28 protein-coding genes are annotated in these 25,254 nt (G+C 44.3%); 16 read left to right on the top strand and 12 right to left on the bottom strand.

Annotated elements, in window-relative coordinates; translation table 11 throughout:
* Positions 1–14: 14 nt before the first annotated feature.
* From LZT22_RS04445 to LZT22_RS04485, 9 genes are read left to right on the top strand one after another with little or no spacing between them, the layout of a single operon-like run.
* On the top strand, positions 15–824 hold the full coding sequence (locus tag LZT22_RS04445) for an IclR family transcriptional regulator (RefSeq protein WP_233923863.1): 810 nt from the start codon (positions 15–17) through the stop codon (positions 822–824).
* Positions 817–2,577, top strand: coding sequence for an FAD-binding protein (locus LZT22_RS04450; RefSeq protein WP_233923864.1), 1,761 nt, complete (start codon positions 817–819; stop codon positions 2,575–2,577). Before LZT22_RS04445 ends, LZT22_RS04450 begins: the two co-directional genes overlap by 8 nt.
* Before the next feature lies 1 nt (position 2,578).
* Positions 2,579–2,854: a hypothetical protein gene (locus tag LZT22_RS04455; protein WP_233923865.1), complete on the top strand. Its 276-nt coding sequence runs from the start codon at positions 2,579–2,581 to the stop codon at positions 2,852–2,854.
* Entirely contained in the window at positions 2,854–3,213 is a 360-nt protein-coding gene (gene sdhD, locus LZT22_RS04460; RefSeq protein WP_233923866.1) for a succinate dehydrogenase, hydrophobic membrane anchor protein, read from the top strand. Before LZT22_RS04455 ends, sdhD begins: the two co-directional genes overlap by 1 nt.
* A 10-nt stretch (positions 3,214–3,223) precedes the next feature.
* Entirely contained in the window at positions 3,224–3,940 is a 717-nt protein-coding gene (locus LZT22_RS04465) for a succinate dehydrogenase/fumarate reductase iron-sulfur subunit (protein ID WP_233923867.1), read from the top strand.
* Complete coding sequence (locus LZT22_RS04470; RefSeq protein ID WP_233923868.1) at positions 3,940–5,490, top strand: class I adenylate-forming enzyme family protein; 1,551 nt, start codon at positions 3,940–3,942, stop codon at positions 5,488–5,490. The genes LZT22_RS04465 and LZT22_RS04470 overlap by 1 nt, the downstream gene beginning before the upstream one ends.
* The gene (locus LZT22_RS04475) at positions 5,483–6,274 is read left to right on the top strand and encodes an enoyl-CoA hydratase/isomerase family protein (RefSeq protein ID WP_233923869.1); all 792 of its coding nucleotides are present in this window, start codon (positions 5,483–5,485) and stop codon (positions 6,272–6,274) included. The genes LZT22_RS04470 and LZT22_RS04475 overlap by 8 nt, the downstream gene beginning before the upstream one ends.
* Positions 6,275–6,291: 17 nt before the next feature.
* Positions 6,292–7,674: an MmgE/PrpD family protein gene (locus LZT22_RS04480; RefSeq protein WP_233923870.1), complete on the top strand. Its 1,383-nt coding sequence runs from the start codon at positions 6,292–6,294 to the stop codon at positions 7,672–7,674.
* A 25-nt stretch (positions 7,675–7,699) separates the two neighbouring features.
* Positions 7,700–8,500, top strand: coding sequence for an enoyl-CoA hydratase/isomerase family protein (locus LZT22_RS04485; protein WP_233923871.1), 801 nt, complete (start codon positions 7,700–7,702; stop codon positions 8,498–8,500).
* A 9-nt stretch (positions 8,501–8,509) separates the two neighbouring features.
* Here the strand turns inward: LZT22_RS04485 and LZT22_RS04490 are convergent, their stop codons facing one another.
* From LZT22_RS04490 to LZT22_RS12695, 6 genes are all read right to left on the bottom strand, one after another.
* Positions 8,510–9,499 carry a tripartite tricarboxylate transporter substrate binding protein gene (locus tag LZT22_RS04490; protein WP_233923872.1) on the bottom strand — a complete coding sequence of 330 codons (990 nt, stop codon included), beginning with the start codon at positions 9,497–9,499 and terminating at the stop codon, positions 8,510–8,512.
* A gap of 465 nt (positions 9,500–9,964) precedes the next feature.
* Positions 9,965–10,942, bottom strand: coding sequence for a tripartite tricarboxylate transporter substrate binding protein (locus LZT22_RS04495; protein ID WP_233923873.1), 978 nt, complete (start codon positions 10,940–10,942; stop codon positions 9,965–9,967).
* Between the two features lie 10 nt (positions 10,943–10,952).
* The gene (locus LZT22_RS04500) at positions 10,953–11,828 is read right to left on the bottom strand and encodes an oxaloacetate decarboxylase (RefSeq protein ID WP_233923874.1); all 876 of its coding nucleotides are present in this window, start codon (positions 11,826–11,828) and stop codon (positions 10,953–10,955) included.
* Between the two features lie 7 nt (positions 11,829–11,835).
* Complete coding sequence (locus LZT22_RS04505) at positions 11,836–12,735, bottom strand: N-formylglutamate amidohydrolase (RefSeq protein WP_233923875.1); 900 nt, start codon at positions 12,733–12,735, stop codon at positions 11,836–11,838.
* Between the two features lie 4 nt (positions 12,736–12,739).
* A complete protein-coding gene (locus LZT22_RS04510) occupies positions 12,740–13,720 on the bottom strand; it encodes a tripartite tricarboxylate transporter substrate binding protein (RefSeq protein ID WP_233923876.1) in 981 nt (326 codons plus the stop codon).
* 48 nt (positions 13,721–13,768) lie between these two features.
* On the bottom strand, positions 13,769–13,891 hold the full coding sequence (locus LZT22_RS12695) for a hypothetical protein (RefSeq protein ID WP_255698798.1): 123 nt from the start codon (positions 13,889–13,891) through the stop codon (positions 13,769–13,771).
* Between LZT22_RS12695 and LZT22_RS04515 the strand changes: the two genes are divergently transcribed.
* The 6 genes from LZT22_RS04515 to LZT22_RS04540 are packed head-to-tail and all read left to right on the top strand — an operon-like array spanning position 13,885 to position 17,926.
* Positions 13,885–14,658, top strand: a complete 774-nt coding sequence (locus LZT22_RS04515) for a hypothetical protein (RefSeq protein ID WP_233923877.1) — start codon at positions 13,885–13,887, stop codon at positions 14,656–14,658. The two genes, LZT22_RS12695 and LZT22_RS04515, sit on opposite strands and share 7 nt — an antisense overlap.
* Positions 14,634–15,362 (top strand): hypothetical protein, encoded by a 729-nt coding sequence (locus LZT22_RS04520; protein WP_233923878.1) that lies wholly within the window; start codon positions 14,634–14,636, stop codon positions 15,360–15,362. Before LZT22_RS04515 ends, LZT22_RS04520 begins: the two co-directional genes overlap by 25 nt.
* 40 nt (positions 15,363–15,402) lie before the next feature.
* Positions 15,403–16,056: a 7-carboxy-7-deazaguanine synthase gene (gene queE / locus LZT22_RS04525; RefSeq protein WP_233923879.1), complete on the top strand. Its 654-nt coding sequence runs from the start codon at positions 15,403–15,405 to the stop codon at positions 16,054–16,056.
* 1 nt (position 16,057) lies between these two features.
* On the top strand, positions 16,058–16,528 hold the full coding sequence (queD, locus tag LZT22_RS04530; protein ID WP_233924082.1) for a 6-carboxytetrahydropterin synthase QueD: 471 nt from the start codon (positions 16,058–16,060) through the stop codon (positions 16,526–16,528).
* 4 nt (positions 16,529–16,532) lie between these two features.
* Positions 16,533–16,985, top strand: a complete 453-nt coding sequence (gene tadA / locus LZT22_RS04535) for a tRNA adenosine(34) deaminase TadA (protein WP_255700905.1) — start codon at positions 16,533–16,535, stop codon at positions 16,983–16,985.
* Positions 16,982–17,926 (top strand): LD-carboxypeptidase, encoded by a 945-nt coding sequence (locus tag LZT22_RS04540; protein WP_233923881.1) that lies wholly within the window; start codon positions 16,982–16,984, stop codon positions 17,924–17,926. The genes tadA and LZT22_RS04540 overlap by 4 nt, the downstream gene beginning before the upstream one ends.
* An 18-nt stretch (positions 17,927–17,944) precedes the next feature.
* Here the strand turns inward: LZT22_RS04540 and LZT22_RS04545 are convergent, their stop codons facing one another.
* From LZT22_RS04545 to LZT22_RS04570, 6 genes are read right to left on the bottom strand one after another with little or no spacing between them, the layout of a single operon-like run.
* A complete protein-coding gene (locus LZT22_RS04545) occupies positions 17,945–18,796 on the bottom strand; it encodes a 23S rRNA (adenine(2030)-N(6))-methyltransferase RlmJ (protein WP_233923882.1) in 852 nt (283 codons plus the stop codon).
* Between the two features lie 27 nt (positions 18,797–18,823).
* The gene (locus LZT22_RS04550; protein ID WP_233923883.1) at positions 18,824–19,606 is read right to left on the bottom strand and encodes a phosphatase PAP2 family protein; all 783 of its coding nucleotides are present in this window, start codon (positions 19,604–19,606) and stop codon (positions 18,824–18,826) included.
* Entirely contained in the window at positions 19,593–20,837 is a 1,245-nt protein-coding gene (locus LZT22_RS04555; RefSeq protein WP_233923884.1) for a glycosyltransferase family 9 protein, read from the bottom strand. Before LZT22_RS04555 ends, LZT22_RS04550 begins: the two co-directional genes overlap by 14 nt.
* A gap of 9 nt (positions 20,838–20,846) precedes the next feature.
* Positions 20,847–21,890, bottom strand: a complete 1,044-nt coding sequence (locus tag LZT22_RS04560) for a lysylphosphatidylglycerol synthase transmembrane domain-containing protein (protein WP_233923885.1) — start codon at positions 21,888–21,890, stop codon at positions 20,847–20,849.
* On the bottom strand, positions 21,887–23,413 hold the full coding sequence (locus tag LZT22_RS04565; RefSeq protein WP_233923886.1) for a glycosyltransferase family 39 protein: 1,527 nt from the start codon (positions 23,411–23,413) through the stop codon (positions 21,887–21,889). The genes LZT22_RS04560 and LZT22_RS04565 overlap by 4 nt, the downstream gene beginning before the upstream one ends.
* A 22-nt stretch (positions 23,414–23,435) precedes the next feature.
* Positions 23,436–24,344, bottom strand: a complete 909-nt coding sequence (locus LZT22_RS04570) for an NAD(P)-dependent oxidoreductase (RefSeq protein ID WP_233923887.1) — start codon at positions 24,342–24,344, stop codon at positions 23,436–23,438.
* A gap of 86 nt (positions 24,345–24,430) precedes the next feature.
* Here LZT22_RS04570 and LZT22_RS04575 point away from each other — a divergent pair, with 86 nt between their 5' ends.
* Positions 24,431–25,237, top strand: coding sequence for a DUF3047 domain-containing protein (locus LZT22_RS04575; RefSeq protein WP_233923888.1), 807 nt, complete (start codon positions 24,431–24,433; stop codon positions 25,235–25,237).
* The last annotated feature ends 17 nt before the right edge of the window (positions 25,238–25,254 follow it).

Here is a 25,254-nt window from a genome sequence, read left to right on the forward strand (position 1 = left end):
AAAAAAGTTCTGCAATGCAGTACAAAAATAATCTTACGCGCAACCAAGTCATAGCTTCAGCCGCTGGCACCCTAGAGGTACTGGAGGCAATTAGTAAGCTAGGGATGCCTTCCTCATTAGGCTCAATTATTTCTGCTACGGGAAGGCCAAAGGGCACGGTCCATCGTATGGTCTCAACCCTTGTAAATACAGGCTTTGTGATACAGGATGAATCAGGGCACTATTTTTTGACATTAAAAGCTTGGCGTATTGGCTCGGTGGCAGTACAGGCTTTAGATATTGCCGATAAAGGTAGGCCGATCCTCAGTAAACTGGGTTCCGAAACTGGCGAGACTGTGCATCTAGCGGTATTAGATCCTTCAGGCGGCGTTGTATATGTTGCCAAGGTTGAAAGTCCCAAGTCAATTAGTGTACAAACCAGGCTTGGCCAAATCAATCCTTCGTGGTGCACTGCAACTGGAAGAAGCATTATTGCTTTTAATGCCCTAGTTGCCCAAAAAGTTTTGTCAGAAGAGCTTGAAAAGTTTACAAATAAAACAATTACTAGTCCTGAGAAGATACAAAAAATACTCAATGAAGTTAGGGTGAACGGCTTTGCAGTCACATTAGCCGAGAACCATCCTGAAATGGGTGGTATCGCTGCGCCAATTCTGGATCACACTGGTACGGTAGTTGCTTCATGTGGAGTTGCCATTCCAGCATTTCGGATGAATGCAGATCTCGTTGATCGATTCATTCCTCTTGTAGTAGATGCAGCAAATAAAATTTCAAATCTACTTGGGTATACAGCTACATTAATTGATAAGGAAATCGCTCATGCATGAAGAGAGCTGTGATATTTTGATTTTAGGGGGAGGGGGCGCCGCTCTTTATGCAGCGATTAAAGCCCATGATGCCAACCCCAATTTAAAAATTATATTGGCGAGTAAAGGCTTGATTGGCAAAAGTGGCTGTACTCGTATGGTGCAGGGTGGATATAACGTTGTTTTGAATTCAGAAGACTCGTTTGATAAACATTATGACGATACCTTGCGGGGTGGTGGATTAATTAATGATCAAGAGCTTGCATGGACTTTAGTTACCGAGGCTCCAAATAGGATTATTGAGTTAGAAAATAAGTTTGGTTGTTATTTTGATAGAAATGATGATGGCAGCATTCATCAGCGGGCACTAGCGGGGCAATCATTTAATCGAACTGTTCATAGCGGAGATTTAACTGGCATTGAGCTAATGAATCGATTGCTTGAGCAAGTATTAGTCCGAGATATCAAAAAAATGAGTGAAGTGCGCGGTATTGATCTGTTATTTGATGGCAATCAAGAGCGGGTTATTGGCGCCGTTCTCATGGACTTCAACTCAGGTGAATTAATTCAGATGAAAGCTAGGGCTGTATTGCTCGCAACAGGAGGGGGCGCGCCCTTATATAAATTTACACCGGCCTCTTTAGAAAAAAGTGGCGATGGCTTAGCGATGGGCTTCAGGGCCGGAGCAGAAATGATCGATATGGAAATGATGCAGTTTCATCCAACAGGATTAATTGCTGGAGATTCTGTGATGACTGGGACTGTATTAGAAGAGGGGTTAAGGGGTGCTGGTGGACACCTATTAAATGTAGATGGCAAACGTTTTATGGAAAATTACGATCCCGCCAAGATGGAGCGCTCTACGAGAGATCGCGTCTCCAGATCAAGTTATATGGAAATTCGAGCTGGTAGAGGCACTCCGCAGGGCGGCGTCTTTTTGGATGTGAGGCATCTGGGAAAAGAATTCTTACTCAAATCCTCTCCAGGAATGTACAAGAGATGCCTGTCTGTTGGTTATGACATGGCAACGGATCCAATACAGGTAACTCCAACTGCGCACTTTCAGATGGGTGGAATACGAATTGACCCCCTTTGCCGAACTTCAATTCCAGGGTTATATGCCGCCGGAGAAGATGCCGGAGGCGTGCATGGAGCTAACCGATTAGGTGGTAATGGGGTTGCCGAGTCGATTGTGTTTGGGGGTGTTGCTGGTGAGGCAATGGTAAATGATTTAGAAAGCCAATCTGCCCCAAAAAATAAGGGCTTTGGCAATTTAGAGGAAATATTGAATAAATTAACCCCCTCACAAGGCAGCTTAAATCCATTTCATTTGCGTAAGGAATTGGGCTCGATGGCATGGGATCAAATTGGAATTATTCGCAGCAAAGATTCCCTTGAAATAGCGCAAACAAGTTTGGATGGCTATGAAGAGAAATTAAAAGGAATCTCAATTCCAGAAAAAAGAGCCGGTAACAGTGCCTTGCATGAAAGAATGAATTTAGAAAATTTAATTACAGTTGCAAAATTAATATCAAAATCTGCTGCCTTGCGTACTGAAAGTAGGGGTAGTCACTACCGTGAAGATTTTCCTGAAATAGATCAGCAAAATCTATACAACATTTATCTTAAAAAAGATATTGATGGAGCGATTCATTCTGAGAAGCGGCCTGTTAAATTCACCAGAAGAAACCCAGAGCAACTTCGTGGCGAAACCGTTATTCCCAAGGGCAATGTTAATTTAGCCGACGATTCTAAGATGACCTCTGAGGTTTGAAATGCTAAGAATTTATTCAGCTAAAAATTGGAAATTTCTATTTCATCGGGTGAGCGGATTAATTCTGTTAATTTATTTCTTACTGCACGTACTTTCAATATCTACCGCTTTACTATTTGGTCCTGAAGTATTTGATTCGGTGATGAAAGCCTTTCAATCTAACGTATTTCATTTGGTAGAAGCTATCGTTGTTATTTGTGTTTTGGGTCATGGATTAAATGGGCTTCATATCATTGCAAGTGAGCGTGGTTGGTTCAGAAATGAGCAGGGTAGCTAATGAAGCAAACTTATTTAAGCGGGAATTCATTAGATCTCAAATTGTGGAGGCTACAGCGTAGCTCAGCAGTTTTTGTATTACTTTTAGTTATTGTTCATTTGATTCTCCAGTTTATTGTTTTTAATTCTGATGCAATTACTTTTCTAGAGGTGTCCGATCGCATTAAAAGCGGATTAATCTTAGCCGTTGATGTTGTTTTGCTGATCTCAGTATCTCTCCATGGGTATCTGGGCTTTCGCGGTATCTTGCTCGACTATATTAATTCTTCACGCCTCGCTTATTTTATAACTTACACCATTTTCTTTGCTATCGCTGCGACCATTCTGTATGGGTTGGTTGCATTACGCGCGTTTATTTAAGGGAAACCACATGTCAAACGTAGAGTCCTTTGAAATTACTTTAGAAGTATCAAGAACTGATAGTGATGATTTTGAATCATTCAAAGTTCCCGTTCCCAGCAAGAATAGTCGAGTATTAGATGCCTTGCTTTATGTTCGACATAATATTGATCCATCCTTAGGCTTTCGCTATTCATGCCGTGCTGGTATGTGTGGATCGTGCGCTGTTGTCGTTAATGGTAAAGAGAGCTTAGCGTGTCAAACAACGGTCGGCTCTCTGCAATCCGATGTCGTTCGCGTCGAGCCAATGCGGGCATTGCCTGTATTAAAAGATGTGATGTGTGATATGGATCCATTTTTCAAAACATTAATCAAATCACATGCGGCTTTGGTATCCAATGATCCTGATAGAAAAACACTCAGGATTATGCCACCTGGTGAAAAAGTTCGAAAATCAATTCAAGACCAAAGTGGTTGCATTACTTGCGGTGCCTGTTTTTCTGCATGTGAATGGTCGGCTACTAAAGAGGAGTATTTAGGCCCCTCGGCTATGAATAGAATTTTGATGCTAGCTTTAGATGAGAGAGACTTGCTAGGGAAAAAGCGATTACGTGGAATTGCTACTGATTCAGGTATCTTTCGTTGTCACGGGCTTGGGAGCTGCTCTACCGTGTGTCCTGTCGATATTCCTCTACGAGAGGGGATGCAGAAATTGAAGGGTTTAATTAGTAAGGGTGATTTCGATTAATGCAAGCGTATGATTTGAACTTTTCTAATGCCGATTTAGTAGTTGGTAGTGTTCCAAAATACTATGCACAACTTGAACCAAACAAAATTGCACTTTACGATGGAAAAAAGTCTATTACTTATGGAAATTTAAATAATCAAGTAGATATCTTAGCCTCAGCTTTAATTTCCCTAGGGGTTAAATCAGGAGATATTGTTTGTGCATATCTACCAAATTGCATAGAGTATGTATTAGTGGTTTTAAGTGTTGCACGTGCCGGGGCAATTTTTTCACCAATCAATCCTCGTTACAAAAGTGTTGAAATTTCTGAAATATTGCAGCAGTCCAAGCCAAACATCATCTTCACTAATGTAGAGCAAGCAAAAAATATCAATGAAGTACTTAGTAGATGGGCTATTAATAAACCTGTCGTTATCGAAATTGATGGCCAGGATACTGATGGCAATATCTCTTTAGAAAAATTGCTTACTGCAGACAAAATAAAAATACCAGATTGCAGTGAGAGTCAATTCTTTAGTTTGATGTTTACCTCCGGAACAACGGGCAAGGCAAAGGGTGCTTTAGCAACACATAAAGCTAGAATGATTTGGGTTCTGAATGCAGCGATTCAATATGGTTTAAATAGCCAAGATGTCTATTTAGGTACCATGCCCCAAGTGCATTCAGCAGGCCTAACCTTTACATTAATGCATCTTTATGTTGGCGCAACAGTTCGGATCATGCCTCATTTTGATGCAGATGAATTTATAAAAATTGTTGAAGCCGAAGGAATTACATCTTCCTTGACGGTTCCCACAATACTAACAATGCTAGTAGAGCAATTAGAGAAGAATAAACAAGATTTAACTGCTACAAAATTAAAGCGAGTTGTCACTTGTGGGTCACCGCTTCCAGTGAATATAAAAAAGCGTGTGCTTGATAAAATTAGCAAGCAATTATTTGATTATTATGGCTCTACTGAATCCAATAGCATGTCCGTTTTGCGTCCTGAAGATCAATTAAGAAAGCCAGAATCTGTTGGGCAGGCATTTCGCGGTGTCAGACTAAAGATAATGAATATCGATGGTGTGGAATGTTCTGTTGGAGAAGTAGGTGAGGTTTGGTGTATCAATCCCTCTGTGATGACTGAGTATCTGAATCAACCAAAGGAGACCATGGAGGCCTTTACAGATCGCTGGTATCACACTGGAGATCATGGTTTCTTAGATGAAGAGGGATATTTACATCTTGCAGGTAGACTGAATGATGTCATTATTAGTGGCGGCGTCAATATTTATCCTGCAGAAATAGAGCAAGTTTTAATGAGTCATCCCAATATTCTTGATGCTGCAGTGGTGGGTGTCGATGATCCAAAATGGGGTCAAGCCGTTAAGGCTTATTTGGTAACCCGCGGCCATGTAAATATTGCAATAGGTGAAATACAGGCTTTTTGTGAAAAGCAGGTTGCAGCATATAAAAAACCGCGTTATGTTGAGTTTCGAGAGTTTTTACCAAAAAATGCAGGTGGTAAAACCGTTAAAGCCGAGTTAACTGGAGTTCATAATGTCTAATGCATCAAATTCTCTATTGGCATGTTCAATTAAAGATCGAATTGCAGTTCTTACATTAACCGACCCACCAAAAAGAAATGCTATGAGTCTTGGGTTGCGCAAAGAATTAATGGCGTGCTTGCAAAAAATTCAGTCACTTGATGAGGCAGATGCCATCATTATTACCGGCGATGGGGATAAATCTTTTTCGGCTGGGGCTGACATTAATGAGGTGGCTACTAGAACGCCTGCTAAGGAGCTCTCAATTGAAGCACAACTTCGACGCGAATTGCCCCGCCTAATTGAGACCATGCGGATTCCTACTATTGCCGCCATTAATGGATATTGTCTAGGCGCTGGTTTAGAGCTCGCGCTAGCTTGTACTTTAAGAATCGCCTCTAATAACGCGATCTTGGGGCTTCCTGAAATTAATTTGGGTGTAATTCCTGGTAGTGGGGGCACTCAAAGATTAATTCGCTTTGTTGGTTTGGGCAGGGCAATGGAGTTAATAACGATAGGAGAACCCATTTCAGCAGATGAGGCTTTACGAATTGGCTTAGTTAACAAAGTGTGCCCTCCTACAGAGCTGATGGGTGAAGCACAATCATTCTGTAAAAAATGGCAAAGTAAAGGGCCGATTTCTTTGATGCTTGCACGAGATGCAGTACTTAAGAGTTTTGACTTAGATTTGATGTCAGGGATCGACTATGAAAATAAATTATTTGCATTAGCTTTGGCAAGCAACGAAAGAGATGAAGGAATTGCTGCGTTCAAAGAAAAGCGCCCTGCAAATTTTCGTAAATAATTGAATATTTGCTCACTTTGAAAACAATCGCTGAACAATACGCTGAATTTTTAGTTAAATTAAATTATCAGCAGATCCCGGATGAAGTTCTCTTCAGTGCTAAACGGCATATTCTGGATACTATTGGCGTGGCTATTCGGGGGAGAGCGCATGAGAATGCAGTGAATTCTTTAAAAGGCCTGATTGAGGTAAATAAGAACGCATATTCCATATCGGTTTGGGGTTCTAAAGTAAAGCTTTCGACTGAATATGCTGCTTTAGCCAATGGGATTGCTGCTCATTGCCTTGATTTTGATGATACCCATACCGATTCAATTCTTCATGGTAGTACTATCATTGCGCCAGTTGTCCTCGCTTTGAGTGAGGAGCTTAATTTATCCGAAGAAGACCTTTTAACAGCATTTATTGGCGGCTGGGAGGTTGCCGCTCGGATTGGCTTGGCCTCTAAGGGAACCTTTCACAAGAGAGGTTTTCACACAACCTCCATTGCAGGAATTTTTGGAGCTGTTGCTGCGGCTTCAAAGTTACTTCATTTAAGTGAAAATGAAATCGTTAACGCACTTGGTTTGGCAGGAAGTCAAACTTCGGGGATCAATGAATACTTAACCAATAGCTCATCATCAAAAAGTATGCATGCTGGCTGGAGCGCCTTCTCAGGCATCTTATCAACTCGATTTGCGAAAAATGGCATGACTGGGCCGCATTCAGTATTTGAAGGTCGTGATGGTATTTTTAAAACCTATGGCATCTTCGATGAGTGCGATCTATCGATTGCTACTAGTTCATTATTTAAGACTTGGGAAACTACACGAATTTCTATTAAGCCCTATCCTTGCTGCCACTTTGCGCATGCCTTTATTGATTGCATAGGTAGCTTACTTGAAAAAGGAATTCAGGTTGAATCAATTTCTGCCATTAAGTGCTATGTTCCAGAAATTGAACAAGCCCTAATCTGTGAGCCATTTTCTGAGAAATTACGTCCAGTAACTACTTATGGCGCTAAATTTAGCCTACCTTTTTTACTTGCTACAAAGTTATTAGATAAAAAAATTAATCACAATACTTTTATCTTAAAAAATCTTAATAGAAGTGATATTGAAGCTATCTCAGATTTAGTGAGTTATGAAAATGCTGATCTATCAACGACGATGTTTCCAAAAACATTTCCTGGACATTTATCGGTAACTCTAAAAGATGGAAATGTTGTCACTGAGCGCTTGGATATAAATATAGGACACCCTGATAATCCAATTTCTCAAGACCTTTTACTAGAGAAATTTTCTGATAATTGTAGTGGGTTAATCAGCGAGCAAGCCATCAAAAAAATTATGGATTTAGTTATGCTTATGCCTAAATCCTCAATTAAAGATATCACAGCTGCAACCCAAATTACAGTGTAATTATTTTATAAGGATGGAGACCAAAATGAAATTATATGAAAACTATCAATACTTAAAATTTGATAGACCTTCTGAGCGGGTTCTTAGAATTACGATTAATCGGCCAGAAAAATTAAACTCGCTTCCTTGGGAGGCTCATGGAGAGCTCTCTAGAGTCTGGCTTGATGTTGATAAAGATAAGGAAACAAATGTCGCCATTATTTGTGGCGCAGGAAAAGGGTTTTGTGCTGGTGGTGATTTTGGTATGGTCGAAAAAATTATCAATGACTATGAAATGCAGGCAGAGGCTTTACGAGAATTTCGAGATCTTTGCTACAACATGATTAATTGCTCTAAACCAATTGTGTCTGCGATACACGGGCCAGCAGTGGGCGCAGGCTTGGCTACGGCACTCATGGCTGATGTTTCAATAGCTGCAAAATCTGCTAGATTAATTGATGGCCATACTCGACTAGGCTTAGCGGCAGGAGACCATGCTGCCATGATTTGGCCTTTACTTTGTGGAATGGCTAAAGCAAAGTACTATCTGTTAACCTGCGAGCCAGTAATGGGCGAAGAGGCTGAACGTATTGGTTTAGTTTCTATGTGCGTGCCGGATGAGGAATTGCAAGCTAAGGCAGAAGAGGTCGCTGCAAAATTAGCCAAGGGAGCTCAACGACCTATTCGCTGGTCTAAATATGCACTAAATAATTGGTTTCGCATGGCTGGGCCAATCTTTGACAATTCTGCTACCCTAGAATTATTAAGCTTTAATGGTCCGGAAGTTAAAGAAGGATTGGCTTCGCTAAAAGAAAAGCGAGATCCTAATTTTGATTTTAAAGTGTAGTTTTACTTTTTATTGAGCTGATAAATTACGTATTTGAATAATTTTGGCCCAATTTTTAGATTCGTTTTTAATTTGTTGACTAAATTCTAATGGTGTATTTCCAATAGCATCAAGACCATTTATTTCTAGGCTTGTACGCATTGCGTCTGTATTTAAAGCTTTAACAGTGGATTGTTGAATTATGTCGACAATAGATTTTGGAGTACCTGCAGGCGCAATAAGCCCAAACCATCCAACATTTTGAAATCCAGCTAGGCCCGCTTCAGTCGCTGTCGGAATATTTGGTAGCTGTTTGGATCGTTTAACATCTGCAATAGCAAGGGGATTTATTTGCCCAGTTTTTGCAAACCCTGATGCCCCTGAAATAAAGAGAACCATAAAATCAATTTGACCAGATGCTAAATCAATTACAGCGGCAGATTCACCTTTGTATGGAATATGGGTTGCGGAGATATTTGCTGAAAAAATAAAATTTTCTGATGCGAGGTGAGTTTGACTGCCAATACCTGCAGACCCAAAAGTAAGATTTTTAGTTTTTGCAAGTGTGATTAAGTCACTTAAATTATTAACTGGAACTTTTGAATTTACAGTAATTAACATTGGACCACCCGCTACATTGGTTATTGGTATTAAGTCTTTTTCATAATTAAGTGGTAATTTTTTATAAAGTGTGGGATTGACAGTGAGCATGCTCCCAGATGCAAGTAGAAGTGTATAGCCGTCGGGAGAAGAATTTGATACAAATTCAGCAGCTATATTTCCGCTTGCTCCAGCTTTATTTTCAACGATTACATTTTGATCCCATATTTTAGATAATTGTTGAGCCAAAACTCTTCCTAAAATGTCGGTAGTACCACCTGCAGTAAATGGAATTATCAGCCTAACTGATTTTTGTGGCCAAGCTTGAGCTTTTACTTGATTTGGAAAAAATAATACAAAAGTAATATAAATTAGGAAGCCTGTGGCGTATAAAAAGCAAAATTTATTTTTTATTAACATATTCCCTCTGATTTTTTATCTTACGTGAAATAAGTCTATGATTTTTATGCTGTTACTCATTCAAATCTATACACATCCCAGCAGATACAAATTTTTAAAGCCTAGGTAGCACGTTCGAATCGTGCCGGACGGAGACAGCATCCGCAAAATTTTTATCGTTAGGTAGGTCTCCCGCTATTCCCTTTAAATTCTCTATTGTTAGCTATACATTACCACAATCTTTACCTAATGATTCCGTTAGTTGTTTCATAAATTTTTCACAAGTTAGGTCGCATAGCGTGTAACCAATACCTGCGTACAATACTAGTTAATGGAAGACTAATTTATCGTCAAAATGCCACACCACCAAGCTAGTTACACAGAAGTTACACAAACAAATTCAGCAGGCGTAACCTACTGTTTTGTATGTGGTTTTTGCAACGTAACTATTGAGTGGGAATAGAATTTATTTACCTCATCAAGCCTTTATTCAGACTTTATTTGCATGCTCTTAACAATTGGGGCAAACCTAATTAAATCCCCCTTAATTTGCTCACCAAATTTTTCAGGGGTGCCGGGTGATGGAGTAATACCCATTGCTAAGAGTCTAGTCTTTCCCTCTGGTGAGTTCAAAATTTCATTTAAGGCTTGGTTTAATTTAATCAAAATAGGTTTGGGTGTTTTTGCCGGAGCCAACAAACCTACCCAATCATCTATTTCAAACTCTTTGATGCCTGACTCGGTAAAAGTAGGCACATCTGGCATGCTTGGACTTCTTTTTGCGCTTGAGACTGCAATGGCTTTAATGCGCCCTGATTTTACATATTGGTTAGCACCCGCCACAGCGGTATAAACCAAGGGGATGTTCCCTCCTAATAAATCAATTAAGGCCTGCCCACCGCCTTTGTAAGGCACGTGAACTAAATTAGCACCAGTTTTTTGCTTGAGTAATTCACCAGCAATATGCGGCGTTCCGCCAGCACCAGAGGTGCCATAAGATAAGCCATTCGGATCTTTTTTGGAGATGGCAATCACATCAGCTAAAGTTTTGCCTTGGAAATCATTGTTTGCCACCACAATCAAAATTGCATCGCCAATTTTGCCAATGGGCGCAAAATCTTTTACGCTATCAAACGAGATTTTGTCAAAAAGTGATGGGTTGATCGATAAAGTTCCGGCATAACCTAGGAGCAGGGTATATCCATCGGGCTCGGCAGCAGCCACCATTTGCGTGCCGATATTGCCAGATGCTCCAGGGCGATTATCAGCAATGACTTGTTGCCCTAATTTTAAAGAAAGCTGTTCTGCAATAAAGCGGCCTGAAGTATCTGTCACCCCACCAGGAGTGAATGGAATAATGAGGCGTATGGGTCGATTAGGATAGTTCGTTTGCGCATGTGAGGTGAGCGAGAAAATAAATGTTCCGACTAAAAGTCCATGCAATAGGTATTTGTGTAATTTCATCTCAGTTCCCTCACTTTGTTTCTACAAACCGTTTTTCAAATTCCCAAACATCTTGAAAGCCCATTAACTCGGAAAGCTCGCCAAAGTCATATAAGTCGACTGGGTTATCAATGGAAGACCCTGAATGTTTAAAGTGCTCGTAGACCTTAGTCATCGCTTGAACTGAGGCCAATAAAGCCGTAACCGGAAAGATTGCAAGCTTAAATCCACATTGCTCTAATTCTAATTTTGACAAAATAGGGGTACGACCTTTTTCCACCATATTGGCAACCAATGGATGGTTGGGAAAAGTTTCGCCAATGCGTCTGATCTCGTTTAGATTTTCAGGGGATTCAATAAATAATATATCCGCTCCAGCACGAGCATAGGCTTCACCTCTTTTTAACGCTTCATCCAAGCCTAACGTAGTTCTGGCATCAGTTCTGGCGATAATTTTAAATTGCGGGTCGACCCTTGAAGCAACTGCAACCTCAATTTTTTTAACCATCTCTGCCAGCGGTATGACGCGTCTTCCAGGGGTATGGCCACATTTTTTGGGAAACTCTTGATCCTCTAATTGAATCGCTACTGCGCCAGCTGTTTCATATCCGCGAACGGTATGCCGCACATTTAATAAGCCCCCATAACCGGTATCACCATCCGCAATAAGCGGTGTCTTAGCCATGCCAGCCATTGCGGTAACTCTGCCAACCATGTCAGTATAAGTGGCTAAGCCCGCATCGGGAAGGCCTAAAAGAGAGGCTACGGTGCCATAGCCGGTCATATAAAGAGCATCAAAATTCATGCGGTCTGCCAATCTGAGCGAGACCATTTCAAATACTCCGGGGGCAACAATTAAGCCAGGGCTAGCAAGTCTTTGATTAAAAGTGTCTCTTTGAGAAGGCATCGCGATCCTATTCATTTTTTACTTGATGTGTTTGCTGAAGGGTTGGTGAAGAACGCTCACTTAAATACTCGGCAATCTTTTTTAGCAACTGGGTGATATCGTTTTGCACCGTTTGAAAATTTGCATTCGGCTCTCGGCTTGCTTCATTCATATAGATGGGTCGACGAATTTCGACTTGAAGGCTATGTCGATTTTTATCAGGTTGGCCAATCTGCGCTATGAGTTGCATGCCTTTATATGGATCGTTGCGAGCAACTGTGTAACCCAGCGTGCGCAAATATTGTTCGATCAGATTCATAAATTCTGGCTCACAGGTGGTGCCATCGCGATCGCCAAGCACAAAGTCGGCCAAAGGATGAGGATTATTTTTTATCTGTAAGCGTTCGTAGGCATTATTTGGCATGGAGTGTAAATTTAAATGCCATACCCCGCCGAACCGTTGCATGCTATTTTCGATGGCTTGCGCTAGCGCTGCATGATACGGGCGATAATAGTTTTGAATGCGTTGCTGTACTTCGTTTACGCTCAATTGGCGATCATAAATTACAGTGGCAGCGTTTAGTTTTCGCCAAATTAAGCCGTAACCCAAGCGACTTTTCTCGCTTGGAGACAATGGTTCTGGCCAATCGCCATCTAATAACAGCGGATCAATATCGTTCGCTGTGCGGTTTAGGTCGATGTAAGTGCGAGGAAAGTTAGCTAACAGTAAGGTGGCTCCAACACTAGGAGCGGCGCGCCAGAGTTGATCAACATGGGTATCTTCGCCCCCCCTGAGTTGGGCTCGCGGTACAACATGACAAAAATCTGCAGGATATTCGGTACCACTATGTGGTGAGTCACAAACCAAAGGGATGGCTGAATCGGCTGGTTCAAGCAAGCGATAAGGCGAGTTTTGAGAGCCGATCATGGCCTTAGTCAACTTGAATGTTGGCCACTTTAGCGATGCGCTGATATCGGTCAATTGCTTGCTGAATCTGCTTGGCAAATTCAGCGGGTGTTCCAGGTATAGCAATCGCACCAGATTCCTCAAGCTTCTTAATAAATTCAGGATTTTTCATGCCCTGATGGATCGCTTTATTGAGCTTAGCAATAATGCTCGGTGGGGTACCGGCGGGGGCCACAATCCCAAACCAGCCACCACCACCCATTTGCGGAAACCCTAATTCGCCATAGGTGGGCACGTCGGGTAGGGCGGGTGAGCGTTTTTCTGCCAGTACCGCTAAGGCTCGTAAACGCCCTGCTTTAATTTGCGGTAATGCTGAGGGTAGGTTATCAGTAATGGCATCGACTTGCCCTGCTAACGCATCATTCATTGCTGCGCCTGCACCTTTATAAGGGACATGCAGTAAACGAATTTTGGCGAGCATGGCAAAGTACTCAACGTTGGCATGCCCTAATGAACCGGTGCCAGGGGTAGCAAAGGTATATTTATTGGGATTAGCTTGAGCTAAGGCAATGAATTGCTGCATGGTGTTAGCCGGCACTTTTGGATTGACCGCAAATACGCTCGGCGTTGCCGCCACATTAGTAATGGGCGCGAAGTCTTTAATCGGGTCATACTTGAGTTTTCCGGCATACACCGCTGAATTAGCCCCATGCGTACTCATGGTGGCCATTCCTAGGGTATAGCCATCAGGCTTTGCTTTCGCGACAACCTCCATGCCAACCGATCCGCCAGCGCCAGCCCGGTTTTCTACAATGATTTGCTGACCTAATTCACGGCCGGCATATTCAGCGATGAGGCGTGCAGCCAGATCGGTTGATCCACCAGGGCCAAAAGGAACGATTAGCTTCACTGGTTGATCGGGGTAATTACTCTGGGCAAAAGTAGGTAAGCCGCAGAACAGCAGGGCCCCCAAGAGAAGATGGAGCAACTGACGCAATCTAGGCATAGGATTCCTCAGTACCAAAAACAAGAAGAGTTGGCGTTTAATGGCTTGTCAGTTTACCTTACCGCACTCAATGAATTCAATGCACTTGAGCTCGGCCAGCAACAAGGTAAATTGTTTATCATAAGGGTCTGAAGCATCCGCTAATTTACGAACTGGAGCAATCAATGCCATTTTCACGTCGCCTTTTTATGCTGTCTGCCGCTCTGGCTCCCTTTGGCTGTGGTTCAATCGGTTATTTACGCGGGACTGCTGTGCCTGCGCCAAGTCCGATGCCGGCAGTGCGTCCACCGCAGGTGGGTCAAGAGTGGTCTTATTTACAGCGGGATATGTTTAATGGCAATACGCTGGGCACCTTAACCGAACGGGTGCAGTCGGTGGGCTCGCAAATTGTCATTACCCGCTCGATGGATACGAGCACAGCATCAGCCAATACGAGTTCTGGTGCCTTTGGTGCCATTATGAAAGATATCAATCAAATCAATGAACCAATTGGTTCAATGGGCAATGAAGTGCAAGGCCCATGGGGCACTTTTTTAGCGAATCCCAACTGGAAAACCTTATTGTTATTTAACCCAGGAGTACCAGCCTGGCCCCAACAATTAAATGCATCCTGGAGTAAGCAAACCAATACCAAATATCAGGTAGCTGGCAATGCGGGCTATACCTTTTCATGGGAAGAATATATGAGTGCTAGCGCTTGGGAAACCATCACGGTTCCAGCTGGCACATTTACCGCATTAAAATTTAGTAGTTTAGTTAACTACACTAGTCCCGATGCGAATAAAATTAATTGCATTTGGCGAGAAACCTGCTGGTTTGCCCCGCAAATTGGGCGCTGGGTAGCACGGGAATCATCGGGATCGTATATGTTAATTGGTGTTATGCAATCGCCATTTTTAGAAAATGAATATGTTTGGCAGCTAAGCTCTTGGAAATAAATTTATCGCGCCGTGTTTGTTTAATCGCTATAGGCGCCTTACCCAGTGCTTGTCTCACCCCGATTCCTTATCCTGCTGCAACTGTAAGCCCAACGCCGAGTGTACCTCCCCAAATGCGAGCACCTCAAGTGGGGCAGCAATGGGTTTACGCCGTGCGGAATATTTTTAACCAAGAGACACTCGATGTCGTTACAGAAACGGTGGTGCAAGTAGGCGAGCAAATTCGCATCCAACGTAACTCTAATAAAATAGGCCCCTTACCCGATGAAGTTCAAGGACCTTGGGGCAAGATCATTCAAGATCCGCATTGGCAACCTGCGCAAAAGTTTATTCGTCCACTACCAATATGGCCTGAAAAATTAGAGCTGGGCTGGTCTGGTTCTTATCGCGATCGTTATCAAGTGCTCGGTTACCCAGATGCTGACTTTGCTTGGCTAGTCACTATTTCAGCAATTGCTTGGGAAAAAATTCGTACGCCAGCTGGATCATTTGTCGCCTTGAAATACAGTAGCGACTCACCCTATTTTGAAAGTAATGATGTTTCACGTTTCGCTAGCTTACGCAATGAAGAAACTTGGCTAGTACCCGAAATTGGACGCTGGGCGATTCGCCGTAGCATGGGGCGCTATTTATTAGGCGGCATGAGTTGGTCTGGCTCATTTTGGGAGGATTATTTAGAGTGGGAGCTGCAGTCATGGAAATAAATTCTTTCCTAGCTAATTTATTCACCCAGCAATTTAATTAATGTATAGCGTTAAAGAAATTTTTCCTACCTTACAGGGTGAAGGCGCGCATGCTGGACGTGCTGCTGTATTTTGTCGGTTTTCAGGCTGCAATCTTTGGAGCGGACGTGAGGAAGATCGTGCTACTGCTATTTGCCAATTTTGCGATACCGATTTTATTGGTGTTGATGGTATTGGTGGTGGAAAATTTTCGATTGCTGGCGAGTTAGCGAGTGCAATTGAAGCTGCCTGGCTAACTACCGCTGCCGGCCGTCATTACCGCTATGTGGTTTTTACTGGAGGAGAGCCGCTCTTGCAGTTAGACGAAGCTCTTCTGCAAGCCTTACACGCGCTTCAGTTCGAAATTGCCGTTGAAACCAATGGCACCTTACCATTGCCCGCCGGAATCGACTGGGTGTGTGTGAGCCCGAAGGCAGGCACTGAGTTGGTGGTCAAACAAGCCGATGAAATTAAATTGGCGGTGCCACAAAATGGCCATACTCAATTGGAGATGTTGTTGAAACGATTTGAGAGCATGGACTACCGACATCGTTTTTTACAACCCATTGATGGTGTAGAGCGCACAGCGAATACCGCTTTAGCAGTACAGCTTTGCCAAAAAAGACCCTTGTGGCGTTTAAGTCTTCAAACCCATAAATACATTGGGATGCCTTAATATTAGCCCTATGATTACGATTACTAGGCGGTTCGAGTTTGATGCAGGTCACCGTATTCCCCACCACGAGGGTCAATGCGCCCATTTGCATGGTCATCGTTATGCTTTAGAGATCACACTTGCTGGCGAGGTTTTGCAGCATCCTGGCGCTGCCGATGATGGTATGGTGCTTGATTTTGGTGAAGTTAAGCACTTAACACAAGTGCATTTAGTGAGCTTATGGGATCACGCTTTTTTAGTAGCGCAGGAAGACCAGCGCGTCGTTACTTTTTTAGCAAGTATGCCAAATCATAAAACTGTCGTTTTGGCTGATGTGCCTACCGTAGAAAATTTAGCGCGAACCGCTTTTCAGATACTTGAGCCTGTTTTTAAGGACTCATTTCAGGGGCGCCTGACTTTAGCTTCAATTCGTTTGTACGAAACGCCTAATTGTTGGGCTGATGTTTTTAGTTCAGTGACCGTAGCAGTTTAATTTGATGAATACTGATATTGATTTTATGAGGCTAGCATTGGAACAAGCACAATTAGCGGCCGCCCAAGGAGAAGTTCCGGTGGGGGCAGTATTGGTTAAAAATGGCGCGGTCCTCGCTCGTAGTTTTAATCAGCCTATTGCTAAACACGACCCGAGCGCACATGCTGAAATGAATGTTTTGCGTTTAGCTGCAGCGCAGCTTGCAAACTATCGTTTACCAGATACCACGCTCTATGTCACCCTCGAGCCCTGTGCGATGTGTTGCGGGGCGATGCTGCATGCGCGTATCGAACGTGTTGTTTATGGAGCGCCTGACCCTAAAACAGGAGCGGCTGGCAGCGTCCTTAACATCTTTGGTGAATCGCAAATTAATCATCAAACTGCCGTCACCGGTGGTGTTTTAGGTGATGACTGTGGTCATGTATTACGCACCTTTTTTGAGGCCCGCCGCAGATGAAAATTCATCTCATTGCCCCCTCTGGTGCAGCGCTTGAGCAACGTAGCCCTGATAATGCGGTGCGCTACTTGATTGAGCAGGGTATTGCCGTAGAGAACCTTGCTTGTGTGAAACGAGTTCATCAGCGCTTTGCTGGAACTGACGTTGAGCGCTTAGTTGAGCTCAATGCGCTTGCCAAGCTTGATCCTGACACGACTGTAATGGCCATGCGCGGTGGTTATGGTTTGCAGCGTATTTTGCCGAGTATTGACTGGGTTGCATTAGCGAATACAGTAAAGCGGGGCGTGCAACTATGCGGACATAGCGATTTCACTGCGCTGCAATTAGGCCTATTGGCTAAAACAGGTGCGATTAGCTTGGCGGGCCCAATGCTGAATTACGATTTTGGGCGAGTGAATGCAGCAGGTGAGCCCATTCCCCCCAATGCTTTCATGTGGCAGCATTTTCAACGGGCAATCAACGCACGTCAATTAGATTGCCAAGTTCTAAAAGCACAACCCTATCTGGGAGCGAAGCAAAATGCAGTAGCACTAAAGGGCATCTTGTGGGGCGGCAATCTTACTATTTTATGCACCTTAATCGGTAGTGAGTTTATGCCGAGCGCTGAGCAAACTCGGGGCGGAATTTTATTTTTAGAAGACATTAACGAACATCCTTATCGGCTTGAGCGCATGCTCATTCAGTTATTAGAGGCTGGGGTCTTTGCACAGCAGCAGGCCATTTTATTAGGCGATTTTTCAGGCTATCGACTACTTGACAATGATCGTGGTTACGATTTCTCAGCCGCTGTGGCTTGGTTGCGCGAGCGCCTGCCAAGCTCGATTCCGATTTTAATGGGCTTGCCATTTGGCCATTGCCCTGAAAAATTGACTTTACCGGTGGGCGCGCAGGCTAATTTGACAGCCAATTTAAGCGGATTTGACCTGCAGGCACATTGGTAGGAATTACGCCTAAGCAGGCTAAGCTTCGGCACTACTTAAATGAAAGCTGGCTTTAGAGTCTTGTGCCAGAGCCTCCTGCAGAGCTGGTAAAGCAAGCTTCAATTTTTCATTTAGAGTCCAGGGCGGGTTCACAACTAACATCCCACTCGCTTGTAAGCGCCGCTCACTTGGATTATTCGCTACCCGCAACTCTGCTTGCAGCCAAGGTCTTGAGTAACTCATAATGATTTTTTTTAAGCGCGCAGCTAAAGCGATCGATTCTCGCCGCGGCAGAATGGGATACCAAATGGCAAAACAACCTGTAGCGAAACGTTGCAAACCTTCAGCAAGCGCGGTTTCAATCTGGCGATAATCATTTTTATCTTCATAAGCAGGGTCAATTAAAACTAAGCCCCTGCGCCCGGGTGGAGGTAATAATGCTTTAAGTCCACTAAAGCCATTGCTGGCATAGACATCAATTTGTTTGGCATTGGGTAGTTGCGCTACATTTCTTTGCAGAATCAAAATTTCTTGGGGATGTAATTCAAATAATTTGAGGCGGTCTTGCGGTCTTAAGAGCCTCGCCAAAATAAAGGGAGAACCTGGATAAATAGATAAGGACTCAGTTTGGTTTTCAAGCTGAACTTGCTGAAATAAGTTTTGAAAAGAGGGTACTAATTTGGTGGTTAAGCGTTCAATACCCCATTGCGCTTCTTTACTGATTTGCGCAAAGCCGTCTTGCAAGTGATAAATGCCAGCACCAGCATGCGTATCAATAAAAGTGACTGCCCCTGGTTTTTCTTGGAGGTAGTGAATTAACTCAATAAGCACAAGATGCTTCAACATGTCAGCATGTCCACCAGCATGAAAAGCATGGCGGTAACTAAACATAACAATGCATGATGAAGCAGTGAATGACTAGGCAGACGTTTTTTGGCGGAGACCAAAAACGATGAGGGTGAGGAAAATAAGCATTACCCCAAGATTTTGTAAATACTGGTTTTCAGCAAAATCGAGAGAGGTATTTAGCAAAATATAGATGGTAATAAGGCCACCCAAGGCAATAAAGCGTGGCCACCAGCCATTGGCTAGGAGTTGTTTGCGAGGTATTTTATCGGCTAGATAGGCACCAATGAGGCCGCACCAAAAGCCTAAACCCGCTGCCACTAACACATCGCTCAGCCAATGCACGCCGAGGGCACTGCGTGAAATTCCCACCAAAATAGCGAGGAGAAATAAAAGCAGAAGGGGGGTGCGTAAGGTTTGCTTAGCACAGAAAAATATTGCTGTGGCCACAGCAAAAGCAGTGAGCGTATGACCTGATGGCATGGAGTTGCTTAACAACATATCGCCAAAGCGAAAAAAACTGCCTTCAGCCAGCACACCAGAAGGCCGGGGTAGGCTTAGCAGCGGCTTCAGAATAGAGCTAATGACCGCTGTTAAGGCCCCAGCAAAAATACCAGCACTTAAAGCCCGCGGCGCAAAAATAAGCAGCGGGAAGGTAATCGCAAAAAGACCCCAACCGTTACCTAAATACGTAAATGCTGCCCAGGCCCAGTTCGGAAGAATTTGGCTGGCTTCATTGAGTACTAAAAACGAACTAACCTGTTGGTGGGAGACAAATAAACCAAGCCCCAACGCAATGGGAAGTAGGGGCAAAAGCCAGAATAGCAGCCGCGGTGCGCGATTAATCGGTGGCATCCAGTTGCACTGCGACCTTGACCATCACTTCTGCAACGGTAATAGCCTGCATACAGACATTATCTTGACAAGGCGTTTTGCGATGATTAGCTGCGCTTACACAAGGGGAGCAGGCAAGCTGCGCAGTAATGGGAATCGAGCGGCCGAGCGAGCCATATAAGGCTGGAGTTTCTGGGCCAAAAAGCACCACGGTACGTAATTGGGTAACCGAAGAAAAATGACCGGGACCCGAATCATTGGTAACCATGACTTTAGCCAGCGTATATAAAGCGGGTAATTCACCAAAACTTACTTTGCCAGCAAAGTTAATCGCACGCTCCACCTTTGCTTCTAAGCGAATGGCTTCAACATAAGCAACTTCATTGGCCGAGCCGGTAATGAGGATGAGATCGTTTGGCCAGCGGGTATGGATTGCCGCAATGAGCTCAGCAAACCGTTGCGGTGCCCAGCGGCGTTGGGGCAACAAATCGCTGGCATTGGGATTGACGAGGATGAGGCGTTGGGCTTGAGCAGCAAACGGAATAGCGAGTTGCCGAGCTAAGCCAATAATGCGCTCTTGTACAGTTTGTAGAACCTGTGGATCGATCTTGGCTTGCTGAATACGAATCGCAGAATCGGGAATGGTAATTTTACTAAAAGGAATTTCAATGGCAGTTGCAAATGCTGCATGCACCAAAGAAATAAAGTTTTTAGCGATATGAATATGGGGGTTGTAATGCACCTTACGCGTTAGCATGGTGCCGCGCCATAATCCCTCACCGTGAAAAATATGATAACCAACCCGCCGTTGTGCACCACAGAGCCCTGTTAAGAGGGCGGTAAAGCGAGAAAATAATTCGAGGTCAATTACGGTATCAATTCGCTGCTGTCGTGCTTGCCATAAAAAAACCACCGAGTCGCGCATCAGGCTAAATAAGCCCGATGAATCAATGGTAAAAACATTTTCTGGCTTTACAGTATTTAACAAGCTTAAGCTCGCACGATTACTTTTAAAAATAAGAAAGTAAATTTCTGCTCCGCGAGCTTGGGCTTCGCGCATGGCTGGATCAACTAATATTGCGCTACCCATTTCGGATAATTCAATAAACAGTAATTTACGCGGCGTTTGTAATGCTGGTTTAAATGCACTTTGCAGGCGATCGAGTACTGAAACTAGCGGGCTGATGATTGCGCAGAGTGGCACCCCCACCCAATGGTCGATGCTTCGCATGGTATTGACACGAATACTCATTCGGTACGCTTATTTAAATTTTAAAATGGGATAAACGCCAGGTAGAGCACAGAGCGCAGAGAATGCACCAAAGCTAACTGAGGCTAACACGGTTAAAGAGGGTTCCACTCCCCATAAAACGAGTACCGAGGAGAGTGTTGCTTCGCGTAGCCCCCAACCAGAAATACTAATCGGCAGCATGAGCAGCAAACTGAGAGCAGGCAAACCAATCATCAGCGCTTCTACTGGAACGGCAGCCCCATAGGCCTTTAAGCAGCAGCCTAGCGCAACGATATTAAAGCAGTGAATGCCAATTGAGAAAGTCACTTGGGCAATGGTTATAGGAAAACCAAAAGCAAAACGAATGCCTGGTAAGGTAGCCATCATGCGAAAGCGCGCCAAGATTTTTTCTAAGAGCCTGAGGCTGGGCCCCCAAATTAAAATGAGCGCACCAACTATGCCAGCAAAGAGCATGATTGCAATTACGCCGTAACCTAATTCAACCCCCCAGCTAGCTAGCGTAGCGCCACCTAATACCAAGCCAATCCCACCTAATAAGTTGTTACCTGCTAAGCCCAGCATACGATCAATTAAAGTCATCGCAAAACCTAGGCGTAACTTTGGTGTGGCGTGCCCTAAATCGACTTCATGATGCAATTCCTCATCAAGCTCTTTTTTGCCGCCAACCTTGTCATCAGCGGTCAGGTGGCTGCCGGTAACAGCCCGGTAACTATCGCCACCCAAGGTGCTAGGCAAGCCCTGATTAATTAAGGTGCCAGCAAAATACAACTTAATGTAAGCAAAGACACTCCCTTGAAAGCCTACTTTACGCATCAAGAGGGCCCAACGAATACCGCCACAAGTAAACGCCGAGAAAATAGCCAAAACCGCCCCAATAAACCACATGGGTTGCATTTTTAATTCAGTCGTAAAAAGTGCATGCCAGTCGATGCCACTGGTGGCTTTCCATAACAGGGCAATCGACAACAAAATACGAATAGTGGGCCAACTGCGCTTGAGAATGGTTTTCCAGCCAGGTTGAGGGGCGGCGTCTAAGGGCCTATTTTTGCTCATAGGCGTAAGGATAATGCTTTGGGGTGCCAGCCCTGACAAAAGCTGAAGTCAAAGCGGGATAAAGCTTGGTTAAAGCGGTTAATAGTAAGGCTCTCGATGGTTTCGCAAGTACTAAAATAACCCCGCGGATCGCTTGTATTCACTGGCGCGGCAAACGGTAGGCCTGACCAGTTCACCAAGATAACGTTGGCATTTTCTGGTAAAGGGCCAAACCAGAGATCAAATTGATCTTGACGCTGGTCGATGACAAAAACCGGTAAAGGCTCGCTATACCAAGCTAAGCGACTAGCCAGAGTCCAATTTTGTACTGCAGTTCCAGCAGCTTGTTTCTCTTGTACTAGTTGCGCAGCTCGGGCTCCTGCTAAATTCCAGCCATACAGATCAGCGATGGGATTATTTGGTTGCCCCCTAAAACTGATGCCACCGATAAATACTAAGGTGAAGCCTAATAAGCAAAGCAATAATTGCGTTCCTGCGCAAATGCTGAGCAACCAACGATATGATTTTTGCCACAGCCCAGCTAGGCCAATACCAGCAAAAGGCGCTAAACAAAACCAAGCGGGGCTTGTCCAATGAGGTAGACCACCGCCAGCAGAGAGAATTGCAAAAAGAATAAATGGCAAGAAAAAGAAGCTTAACAAAGCGAGTAGTTGCGGTTTATCAAGCTTCAGAAAGTAACGGATAAAAATACCGCCGCCGATTGGCAGTAAGACTCCATAGGCTAACAATTGCAGTCCAAAAAATCGCGCTATACCCAACCAAGACCAAGTACCGCCGCCGCCATGATTGATTTGGTATTGAAAGGAAATCCACGCATGGGCCCAATTCCAGAAAATAATCGGACTGATCGCAACGAGTGCAATGAAACACGCTAGCCAAAAACCAGACTGATTGAGCCAGTTCTTACGTGGAGATACTAAAAAAACCAGCGCAAGCGCAAGTGCACTAAAAATGGCAGTGTATTTACTTAAACCGGCTAAGCCTAGGACTACACCCAAGACCACCCATTGCCAAACGTAAAACTGCTGCGCTTGTTGCAGCCAGCAAATGGCCAGCCATAATAAAGTTAATACTAACGGGGTTAAAAGCGAATCGGGTAAGAGGCCAATTGCTAAAACGTGTGGCAATGGCGCTAAGACAATGGCAAGCACAGCAGCAACACTAGCCATTTGTTTTGAGGGTAATTGCTGGGCTAGCGAGTTGCGAGTTTTGGTTTGTAGATACAGTATTAAATCGTTAGTGATGTAATACACCAATACACATGAAATGAGCCACAGCAGTTCAGGTATGAAGCGGATCACACCCTCACTGAAGTCATTGGCAACTAAAGGCCATTGAATCCAGCCAACTAAAGGAGGGTGATCAAAATAACTCCAAGCCAGGTGTTTGGCATATAAGGCATAGTGCGCTTCGTCGACTGAAAATTCAACGGCAAAGCCCAGCGCCAAATGAATTAATGCCGCACCAAGCACGCAGCCTAAAACCCAGCGCAGTAGTACTGACGGGCGCAAGAAAGTTGTCATGCGAGCTGTTGAAGCAGCCTGTTTAGGCTAAGTTTTCCAAGTACACCTTAAAAAGGGCTTGTGTGCCGGAACGACCCAGTTCTTTGGTCATTAAAAGATCGTAGAGTTTTTTGGCTTGTTTTAAGCCCGGTAAATTGAGACCCATTTGCTCTGACTCGGTAATCGATATCCCTAGGTCTTTCACTAAATGTTCAATCATGAAGCCGGGGGCAAAGTCTCCTTGTACCATTTTTGGCCCCAACATATTTAATTGGGTGCTACTAGCAGCTCCGCTGCCAATCACTTTGAGTACAGCCAAAGGATCGAGACCGGCTTTTTTGGCGAACGAAAGGCCTTCACACACTCCCATAATGGTTGAGGCAATCACAATTTGGTTGCAAAGTTTAGTATTTTGTCCAGAACCAGCAGGCCCTAAGAGCGCAATATTGTTGCCCATCAGTTGAAAGAGGGGGAGTACTTGGTCAAAGGCTGTAGCATCTCCGCCAACCATGATGGAGAGTTTGGCATCACGGGCACCCACATCGCCACCTGACACTGGCGCATCGAGGCAGGCAACCCCTTTTTTAGATCCTGCGGCAGCAATTTGTACCGCTAAAGCAGGGCTGGAAGTGGTCATGTCGATGGCTATGACGCCATTCTTTGCATTAGCCAAAATGCCCTGCGGGCCCAAATAGGTCTCTTCGACATCGCGGGGATAGCCAATAATAGTAATAATCACATCTGCTTGCGCAGCTAGTTCCGCCAGCGAGTTGGCCCAAATGGCGCCGCGCGCAATGAGGCCAGCAGCTTTTTCCTTCGTGCGGTTAAAGACCTGTACTGGATATCCACCAGCGAGCAAATGACCGGCCATACTGTTGCCCATAATGCCGGTACCAATAAAACCAATTTTGCATTGCGCAGGGTTGGCGCTTTTTACTGAGGTGTTTGTCATGATCGAGTCTTTAAAGGGGTGAATAAAAATGATGAAAAGGTGATTTTAGACTGGTCTGCGCAGAATCTCTGGGACAATTCCAATTGATGAAGTTAAGTCCTCTTTTTAGCCGCCTAGTCATCGTTGCAGTAGCGCTTCAACTGGCTGCCTGCAGCGGGCCCATTTTGGTCTCTGCAGATGGTCAGGCCGGCGGAGTTTCGAACGCTGATCGGGAAGATCCCCAAGATTCAGTAATGAAATTTTCAGTCCAAAGCGGACAAACTGGGCTGCCTAAAGGTTGGCAGTTTTATCGTTTGGCACCTTATAAGAAAAATACTGTTTATCGCTTAGAGAATTATCAAGGCCGCACTGTCTTAAGCGCTAATGCGCAGTCAGCTGCATCTGGCTTAGCTGTGAAGCTCAAGCCCCAGTCGCCTAAAAATGCCTGGTTGCAATGGGAGTGGAAAGCCGGGGGTTCAATTCCGACTGCAGATAATGCCGAGCGTACAACTGATGACGCTCCGCTACGTATCTTAATTGCGTTTGATGGCAACAAGTCAAAACTCCCCTTAAAAGATCGCTTGGCATTTGAGATGGCTAACTTAATTAGTGGCCAAGAAATGCCTTATGCAACCTTAATGTATATCTGGGCAGGCAAAGGAGCAGTCGATAGCATTATTCCTAATGCCAATTCAGCACGCATCAAAATGGTGGTAGTCGATTCGGGCTGGGAAGGGGTTGGGGAATGGCGCAAACATCAACGCGACCTTTCGGCGGATTATTTTGCTGCCTATGGCGAAGCCCCAGGTAATTTGATTGGGGTGGGCATCTTGACGGATACTGACAATACCCATTCCGAAGTCAAAGCGTTCTATGGTGATATTGAGATAGTACGGAAGAGTACTAAGCCTTAGGACCTTGTCGTTGGCTT

The organism is Polynucleobacter sp. IMCC 29146, assembly GCF_021395195.1.
GTDB lineage: Bacteria > Pseudomonadota > Gammaproteobacteria > Burkholderiales > Burkholderiaceae > Polynucleobacter.